The sequence below is a fragment of the Kocuria sp. ZOR0020 genome, from assembly GCF_000800955.1.
Classification (GTDB): Bacteria; Actinomycetota; Actinomycetes; order Actinomycetales; family Micrococcaceae; genus Kocuria; species Kocuria subflava.
The window spans coordinates 1-7,274 of the sequence record NZ_JROX01000052.1 but is presented as its reverse complement, the minus strand read 5'-3'; the positions used below and the strand labels follow the sequence as shown (position 1 = coordinate 7,274).

The window sequence follows — 7,274 nt, the reverse complement described above, 5'->3', positions numbered from 1 at the left end:
CCAGGCCCGCCACTGTTCCGGCTGTGCTTCCACCTCGGCCTGCCACCGCGGGAACTGGGCGTCTGCTGCTTCCCGCACGATTCGACCTGACGGGTGACGTGGAAGGTTGTCCTCCGGAAGTCCCCCTTCAGCTGCCAGTTGCCGACCGAGCTGTTCGATCCGCACCCCGAACAACAGTTCACGGATCAATGCCCAGATGCCCAGTACCGGGATCAGCACCAGGGCCGCACCCATGATCTTGCTGACCCACGTTTCTGCGGTCATCAGGATCCACGCGCGTTGCAGGGACAGCGCCAGATAGAAGACCAGCAACGCCACCATGGCAGCCGCCAACGCTTTACCCCGGTTGGTGGATTCCAGCAGTGTGAACACCCCGGCAAAGGCGGCGATCACCAGGACCGTGATTTTGGCCGTGGTGGGGATCGGAAGCAGCCACAGGGTCACCAGAGCCGCACCCAGGACCACCCAGCCCAGCACACGCAGGGAACCCAGACTTCCCGTTCCCGACGACGCCCCCGCGTCCTGCGGATCGCCCGAGTCGGTGGGGCTCACGCGTCCAGGTCCATGAAGTTCTCCAACCCGTGAGTCAGCCCCGGATTGCTTCCCACGCTGCGTACGCCCAGCAGCACCCCGGACATGAAGGAGATCCGGTCGAAGGAATCGTGCCGGATGGTCAGCATCTCCCCCTCGTTGCCCAGCAAGGTCTCCTGATGTGCCACCAGACCGCGCAGGCGCACGGAATGCACGCTGACGTCGTCGATCTTGGCCCCGCGGGCGCCGTCGGGATCCGTTTCCGTGGCATCTGGGGAAGCCCCCAGGCCGGCGGCTCGGCGGGCCTCCCCCACCAGCGCCGCGGTCCGAGCCGCTGTGCCGGAGGGGGCATCCACCTTGTTGGGGTGGTGCAGTTCAATGATCTCCGCCGACTCAAAGAACTTGGCGGCAATGGCGGAGAACCGCATGGCCAGCACAGCACCAATGGAGAAGTTCGGGGCAATCAGCACACCAACACCGGGGTGTGCTTCCAACAACTCGGTGAGCCGGGCCGAGCGCTTCTCATCCCAACCGGTGGTTCCCACCACGCAGTGGATGCCGTTCTCCACGCAGAACCGGACGTTGTCTTCCGTGGCGGTGGGCACCGTCAAGTCAATGGCCACCTGGGCACCGGCAACCAGCAGCTGTTGCAGGGAGTCGTTGTGGTCAATGGTGGCCACCAGTTGGGTGTCACGGGCATTGTCCACGGCACGGACGGCCTCTGATCCCATCCGGCCGTGGGCGCCCAGGACGGCCACCTTGACGGGGTTTGCTGCGCTGCTGTCTTGGCTCATGATCTCTCCTGAAGTCTTTGCTGCTCAGTCTTGTTGGGGTGCCACGATCTGCACCACGGTGGGCCCCTGGGCCAGCTCTCGGGCCAGGGCTTGAACGTGGTCGGGGGTGACGGCTCGCACCCGGTTCAGGGTTTCTTCCAGGTCGTAGAACTCCCCGGTGGTCAGTTCTGCCGATCCCAAACGGGACATGCGGGAACCGGTGTCCTCCAGCGCCAGGACGGTGCCGCCTGCCAATTGACCCACCACCTTGGTCAATTCAGTGTCGCTGATCCCGTGGTGAGCCAATTTGTTGAGCTCATCGGTCATCAACTGCAGCACCTGATCCGTTTTGGCCGGTGCGCAACCGGCGTACATGCCGAAGTAGCCGGCATCCGAGTAAGACCCGGCAAAAGAAAAGGTGTTGTAGGCCAATCCGCGCTTCTCCCGGATCTCCTGGAACAGGCGGGAGGACATTCCACCACCCAGGGCGGCGTTGAGCACAGTCATGTGGTAGCGGCGGTCATCACCGGAGACCAGTCCGGGGCGCCCCACCAGCACATTGGACTGCTCCACGGAACGGTGCAGCTCATGGCGGCCCCACTGGGGCTGCGGCGTGGTGGCATCCACGGAACCACGGGTCCGCCGGGCACGGGCGGTGCCAGGTTTGTAGGCATCCCACCCGGCCGCCGCCATGGAGTGCACCACCATCTCCACCACGGCCTCATGATCCAAGCCACCGGCAGCGGTGACCACCAGGCCCCCGGGTCGGTAGTGGTCCTGGAAGTGCTGCCACACCCGGTCCCGGGGCACTGCCAGGATTTCCTCCGGAGTGCCACCGATCGGACGGGCCAGCGGGTTGCCGTGGAAGACGTGCTCCACAAAGTGTTCAAACGCAACATCGGTGGGATCGTCCTGATCCATGGCCAGTTCTTCCAGGATCACCCCGCGCTCGCGTTCCAGCTCGTCCGGGTCGAGGACCGCTCCGGCCACCATGTCCGTGAGAACATCCACCGCCATGGGCAGCTGCTCGGAGAGCACCCGGGCAAAATAGCACGTGTGTTCCTTGGCGGTGATGGCGTTGGACTCACCACCCACCTGGTCAAAGGCTTCTGCAATCTGCAACGCATTGCGCTTGGCGGTCCCCTTGAACAACAGGTGCTCCAGGAAATGCGTGGAGCCCAGGTGCCCCGGGGCCTCGTCACGGGAGCCAACACCCACCCAGAAGCCCACAGTTGCCGAAAGCAACCCGGGCATGGACTCCGTCAAGATCCGGGTGCCGCAGGGCAGCACCGTGCGGGTGACCACGGCACCGCCGTCGCCGTCGTGGATCACGTGGGTGAAGCCACCGGCAGCAGACGATTCCGTGCCCTCATGACGCCCGGACCCAGCCGGTGCGGTGAGCGGAATCGAGTGAAGCGGTGCCGAGGCGGCAAGCAAGGGAAGGTCAACGACCGTCATACGAGAACTTGTGGCTCCTGTGCAGCGCCAAGGCGCAAAATCAGTGTGGGGTGTGGGGATGGTACCGCGCGGCGCGCGCACCGCCCGCAATGGCCGTCATCCCCGGTGTTCGCAGGGAACACCGGGGATGACGGCGGAACACGGTGGCTGCTGAACCCACAGGACCCAACGGGCCCGGGAATCAGCAGCGCACGTGCGACTCAGGCCTCTTCAGTGGCCTCAGCGTTGTCATCAGCGGCCGCGGACTCGTCCTCGGCAACCACCGGGGACAGCGACAGCTTGCCGCGGTCATCCACCTTGGTGATCTCCACCTGAACCTGCTGGCCCACGGAAACGACGTCCTCGACCTCGTTGACGCGCTTGCCATCGTTGAGCTTGCGCAGCTCCGTGACGTGCAGCAGGCCGTCACGGCCCGGGGTCAGGGACACGAACGCACCAAAGGTGGTGGTCTTGACCACGGTTCCCAGGTAGCGCTCGCCGACCTCCGGAACCTGCGGGTTGGCGATCGCATTGATCGCCGAACGGGCAGCTTCTGCCGAGGGGCCGTCGACGGCGCCGATGTAGACGGTGCCGTCGTCCTCGATGGAGATGTCAGCGCCGGTGTCCTCCTGGATCTGGTTGATCATCTTGCCCTTGGGGCCGATGACCTCACCGATCTTGGACACGGGCACGTTGACCGTGATGATGCGCGGAGCGTGCTCGGACATCTCATCCGGGGCATCGATCGCGGCGTTCAGCACGTCCAGGATGGCCAGGCGGGCCTCACGGGCCTGTCCCAGAGCGGCATCCAGAACGTCAGAGGGAATGCCGTCCAGCTTGGTGTCCAGCTGGATGGCAGTCACAAAGTCCTTGGTGCCGGCCACCTTGAAGTCCATGTCACCCAGGGCGTCTTCAGCACCCAGGATGTCGGTCAGGGCCACGTGGGCGTCCTTGCCGTCAACCTGGCCGGTGACCAGGCCCATGGCAATGCCCGCCACCGGGGCGCGCAGCGGCACACCGGCGTTGAGCATGGACAGGGTGGAGGCACACACGGAACCCATAGAGGTGGAACCGTTGGAGCCCAAGGCCTCGGAAACCTGGCGGATGGCGTACGGGAACTCCTCGCGGGAAGGAACCACCGGAGCCAAGGCGCGCTCGGCCAAGGCGCCGTGACCGATTTCGCGGCGCTTGGGCGAGCCCACACGGCCAGTCTCACCGGTGGAGTACGGCGGGAAGTTGTAGTGGTGCATGTACCGCTTGGACTTCACCGGGGACAGGGAGTCGATCTGCTGCTCCAGCTTGAGCATGTTCAGCGTGGTCACGCCCATGATCTGGGTTTCACCGCGCTGGAAGATCGCCGAACCGTGCACGCGGGGCAGGATTTCCACCATGGCGGTCAGCTCTCGGATGTCCTTGGGGCCACGGCCGTCAATGCGCACGCCATCGCGCAGAATGCGCTGACGCACGGTTTCCTTGGTCAGCTTCTGGTAGGCGTCGTTGACCTCGTTCAGGCGGTCAGCGAACGGCTTGCCCTCACCGGTCAGATCAGCCAGCACGGACTGGTGCAGTTGGTCCGTGGCGTCCTCGCGCTCCTGCTTTCCGGCAATCGCGTAGACCTCTGCCAGGCGATCACCTGCAGCGTCCTTGACGGCGGCAGCGACGTCGTCGCCGTGGCCACCGAAGTACGGCAGCTCCATCGCGGGCTTGCCGGCGCGGGCCTTCAGATCCGACTGTGCCTCACACAGGGCCTTGATGAACGGCTTGGAGGCCTCCAGGCCCTCGGCCACGATGTCCTCGGATGGCGCCACGGCGCCGGAGGAGATCAGGTCCCAGGAGTTGTCGGTGGCTTCAGCCTCAACCATCATGATGGCCACGTCTTCCGTGCCATCTGCGGCAGTCACCACGCGACCGGCAACGGCCATGTCGAACACGGCGTTCTCCAGCTGGGAGTGCTTGGGGAAGCAGACCCACTGGTGGGTGCCGTCGGCCTGGGCGATCAATGCCAGTCGCACGCCGCCGACCGGGCCGCCGAAGGGGGCACCGGACAGGGTGGTGGACATGGATGCGGCGTTGATGGCCACGGTGTTGTAGATCTCGTCCGGGTCGATGGCCAGGACGGTCACGACCACCTGGACCTCGTTACGGATGCCCTTGTCGAAGCCGGGGCGCAACGGACGGTCGATCAGGCGGCAGGCCAGGATCGCGTCCGTGGACGGGCGGCCTTCGCGGCGGAAGAACGAGCCGGGGATACGGCCCTCCGCGTACATCCGCTCCTCGACGTCCACCGTCAGCGGGAAGAAGTCGAAACCATCGCGGGGCTTCTTGCCGATCGCGGTGGTGGACAGCAAGGTGGTGTCGTCGTCGATGGACACCAGGGTGGAACCGGCAGCCTGCTGAGCCAGCAGTCCGGTTTCAAAACGCACAACGCGCTTGCCGTAGCGGCCGTTGTCAATGACGGCCTCAGCGAACTGAATCTCGGGACCCTCCACGGGTCACCTCCATTTCATGTGGGGTTACTTGTCTCTTGCGCAGTTCCCACGTCTCCCGCGCTCGGCCATCGATCGAAGCCCACGGCGCTCCCCGCGTGAAAACGTGGGATTCCGTAGGCCACTGTCGAGGACCGCCACTCGGGTCTCTGCGGGCTCACTGCGCTGCACGACGACGCCCTGGCGGGTGCCGTCTGCGTCCTCGCCTCACGGCGATGACAGGTGGTGCACTCTCAAGCCTGTCAGGTTGGTGGCGATTCGCCACGGATTTGAGGCTGAGAATTCACTGCGGGCCGCTGAAGTCTCAGCGCCCAGGTAGGGCTCGAGGCGGGGTTCCACCCGATTCAACGGGCCGAACCCCGCCTCGGCTCAAGACGGTGATCAGCGGCGCAGGCCGAGGCGCTCGATGAGCGCACGGTAGCGCGTGATGTCGGTGTCACGCAGGTAGGTCAGCATGCGACGACGGCGACCAACCAGGGCCATCAGGCCGCGGCGGGTGTGGTGGTCGTGCTTGTGCATCTTCAGGTGCTCGGTGAGATCCGAGATGCGACGGGACAGAACAGCGATCTGGACCTCGGGAGAACCGGTGTCACCCTCGTGAGTCGCGTATTCCTTGATGATTTCCTGCTTGACGGCTGCGTCAAGGGCCATGATGAACTCCTAATGTTCAGTGCCGTGTGGCCCGGGCACGATTCTTCATGCCGGGTCCCTGATGGCATGGCGTGAGCCAGCATCAGGGGGTCCGTCCACCACGGACTGCAGGCGGACCGCCGACCATCCTAGCAAACATGGCACAGGTGCTGTTTGGGCCGTGGGTCACCCGGGTGGCCTGTCGGAGAAACCTGGGCACGGGAAAGTGCACCATTCCGGCGGTCCAACGCATTTTCCCGTGCCCAAGTCGAGTCGACGACGCTTGAGACAGCTCACTGATGGGCAGAATGGTAGTCAGGACACCCAGCACCGACCGGAAGGCATCCCATGAGTCACTCCACGCACGAGCCAGCACCGCAGAGCAAGGCAGCCACCAACACCGCCCAAGAGCCGGAGATCGAGTACGACCAGGAGAAGATCGACCAAGCAGGCCGGGAAGCAGAGAAGCAGGAGGACTTCTTTGACGATCACGAGTTCAACAAGGACCTCTCCGACCAAGTGGGGGTGGCTGACCGGCGGCACACCCTCCATGACGGCAACACCATCCCTCCCATCGGCCTGGGCACTGCCCGGATGGACAACGGAGTGGCTGAGGGTGTGGTGTACGAGGCCCTGACCGCAGGGTTCCGCCTGATCGACACCGCCGCCAATTACCAGAACGAATCCGGTGTGGGCCGCGCGCTCAAGGACTCCCTGCTGCCGCGCGAGGACCTGTTCGTCACCACCAAGCTCCCGGGCCGGGATCACGGCACGGATTCCGTCCGGCGTTCCTTGGAAGGATCCCTGCAGCGCCTCCAGTTGGAGAAGGTGGACCTCTACCTGATCCACTGGCCCAATCCACAGCGCGGTCTCTACGTGGAGTCCTTCCGGACCATGTTGGAGTTGCGGGAGGAGGGTCTGATCGGCTCGGTGGGTGTTTCCAACTTCACCCCGGAGATGGTGGATGAACTGATTGCCAAGGTGGGTGAGGCTCCTGCGGTCAACCAGGTGGAGTTGCAGCCGCAGTTCCAGCAGGAAGCCCTGCGCGCCCATCACCATGGTCACCGGGTTCTGGTGGAGGCCTGGGCTCCGCTGGGTCACGATTCCAAGGTCATCAACCACGAATGGATCCAGGAGATCGCCGCAGATCAGGGACGCACCCCCGCCCAGGTCATCTTGCGCTGGCACATCCAGAACGGCGTGGTGCCCATCCCCAAGACCTCCAAGCCCGGACGCATGGCGGAGAACCTGGACGTCTTCGGCTGGGAACTCAGTGCAGAACAGATGCACCGCATCAAGCTGTTGCACACCGGCCTCTCGGCCTCCGGACTCGACCCCTGGGAGCACGAGGAGCTCTGACCCACGCCAGGAACCACTCCCCTGACCACGTACGACGGCGGCGCACCGAGCAACCGGT

6 protein-coding genes are annotated in these 7,274 nt (G+C 64.8%); 1 reads left to right on the top strand and 5 read right to left on the bottom strand.

Annotation, left to right across the window (positions count from 1 at the left end; genetic code table 11):
• The 5 genes from L979_RS03820 to rpsO form a co-directional block, all read right to left on the bottom strand.
• Nucleotides 1-552, bottom strand: a 552-nt coding sequence (locus tag L979_RS03820) for a hypothetical protein (RefSeq protein ID WP_052209445.1), incomplete at its 3' end; no start/stop codon positions are given.
• A complete protein-coding gene (dapB, locus tag L979_RS03815) occupies nt 549-1,325 on the bottom strand; it encodes a 4-hydroxy-tetrahydrodipicolinate reductase (RefSeq protein ID WP_047689430.1) in 777 nt (258 codons plus the stop codon). The genes L979_RS03820 and dapB, both read right to left, overlap by 4 nt.
• 24 nt (nt 1,326-1,349) lie before the next feature.
• Nucleotides 1,350-2,762 carry a pitrilysin family protein gene (locus L979_RS03810; protein ID WP_047689428.1) on the bottom strand — a complete coding sequence of 471 codons (1,413 nt, stop codon included), beginning with the start codon at nt 2,760-2,762 and terminating at the stop codon, nt 1,350-1,352.
• 200 nt (nt 2,763-2,962) lie between these two features.
• The gene (locus tag L979_RS03805) at nt 2,963-5,230 is read right to left on the bottom strand and encodes a polyribonucleotide nucleotidyltransferase (protein ID WP_047689425.1); all 2,268 of its coding nucleotides are present in this window, start codon (nt 5,228-5,230) and stop codon (nt 2,963-2,965) included.
• A gap of 378 nt (nt 5,231-5,608) precedes the next feature.
• A complete protein-coding gene (gene rpsO, locus L979_RS03800; protein ID WP_047689423.1) occupies nt 5,609-5,878 on the bottom strand; it encodes a 30S ribosomal protein S15 in 270 nt (89 codons plus the stop codon).
• Nucleotides 5,879-6,205: 327 nt separating this feature from the next.
• On the opposite strand from rpsO, the gene L979_RS03795 reads away from it, so the two are divergent.
• A complete protein-coding gene (locus L979_RS03795; RefSeq protein WP_081993726.1) occupies nt 6,206-7,216 on the top strand; it encodes an aldo/keto reductase in 1,011 nt (336 codons plus the stop codon).
• Nucleotides 7,217-7,274 lie beyond the last annotated feature (58 nt).

Bases quoted from the DNA above. Each gene is read 5' to 3' on its own strand.
- dapB (WP_047689430.1), bottom strand. From the start codon at position 1,325: ATGAGCCAAGACAGCAGCGCAGCAAACCCCGTCAAGGTGGCCGTCCTG.
- L979_RS03810 (WP_047689428.1), bottom strand. From the start codon at position 2,762: ATGACGGTCGTTGACCTTCCCTTGCTTGCCGCCTCGGCACCGCTTCAC.
- rpsO (WP_047689423.1), bottom strand. From the start codon at position 5,878: ATGGCCCTTGACGCAGCCGTCAAGCAGGAAATCATCAAGGAATACGCG.
- L979_RS03795 (WP_081993726.1), top strand. From the start codon at position 6,206: ATGAGTCACTCCACGCACGAGCCAGCACCGCAGAGCAAGGCAGCCACC.